The sequence below is a fragment of the Pseudomonas saudimassiliensis genome, from assembly GCF_000939975.1.
In the GTDB taxonomy this organism is placed as follows: domain Bacteria; phylum Pseudomonadota; class Gammaproteobacteria; order Pseudomonadales; family Pseudomonadaceae; genus Halopseudomonas; species Halopseudomonas saudimassiliensis.
This window is the reverse complement of sequence record NZ_LK391971.1, coordinates 1-1,033: the sequence shown is the minus strand read 5'-3', so window position 1 is coordinate 1,033 and position 1,033 is coordinate 1. Positions and strand designations below refer to the sequence as shown.

Genomic DNA, 1,033 nt, shown 5'->3' with positions numbered 1-1,033 from the left:
TCCGGCACCAGCTCAAACAGGTCACCCACCAGGCCATAATCCGCTACCTGGAAGATCGGGGCTTCCTCGTCCTTGTTGATGGCAACAATGACCTTGGAATCCTTCATACCTGCCAGGTGCTGGATCGCACCGGAGATACCAACCGCGATGTACAGCTGGGGAGCAACGATCTTGCCGGTCTGGCCGACCTGCATGTCGTTGGGCACAAAGCCGGCGTCCACTGCGGCGCGCGAGGCACCTACGGCAGCGCCCAGCTTGTCGGCCAGGCCGTACAGCAGCTGGAAGTTGTCGCCGTTCTGCATGCCGCGACCACCGGAGACCACGATCTTGGCACCAGCCAGCTCGGGACGGTCGGACTTGGCCAGTTCTTCGCCCACAAAGGCGGAGGTGCCGGCGTCCTGGGCGGAGGCAACCGCTTCTACCGCAGCACTGCCACCTTCGGCAGCCACGGCGTCAAAGCCGGTGCTGCGCACGGTGATGACCTTGATCGCGGCGTCGGACTTGACGGTGGCGATAGCGTTACCGGCGTAGATCGGGCGCTTGAAGGTGTCGGCGCTTTCCACGGCGATGATCTCGGAGATCTGGTCGACGTCCAGCAGGGCCGCCACGCGCGGCAGGTAGTTCTTGCCGTTGGTGCTGGCCGGGGCCAGGATGTGGCTGTAGCCCTTGCCCAGCTCGGCAATCAGCAGGGAGATGTTCTCCGGCAGCTGGTTGGCGTAGGCGGCGTTGTCGGCCAGCAGGACCTTGGAGACACCAGCCACTTTGGCAGCGGCTTCAGCCACGGCGCCACAACCGGCACCAGCGACCAGGACCTCAATATCGCCACCGATGGCAGCGGCAGCAGCCACGGTGTTCAGGGTGGCGGCATTCAGTTCGGCGTTGTTGTGTTCAGCAATAACCAGAATCGTCATGTCAGATCACCTTGGCTTCATTCTTCAGTTTGTCGACCAGCTCGTCGACAGTCTTGACCTTGATGCCAGCGCTGCGGGCAGCCGGGGCTTCGACCTTGACGGTGCTCAGGGTGGAGGTAGTG

General features: G+C 63.1%; 1 protein-coding gene and 1 pseudogene. Both read right to left on the bottom strand.

Annotated elements, in window-relative coordinates; all coding sequences use genetic code 11:
* On the bottom strand, positions 1 to 911 hold a 911-nt coding region (locus VG99_RS15405), incomplete at its 3' end, for an electron transfer flavoprotein subunit alpha/FixB family protein (protein ID WP_044501702.1).
* 1 nt (position 912) lies between these two features.
* Positions 913 to 1,033, bottom strand: a pseudogene (locus tag VG99_RS15895) (electron transfer flavoprotein subunit beta/FixA family protein); the annotation flags it as partial.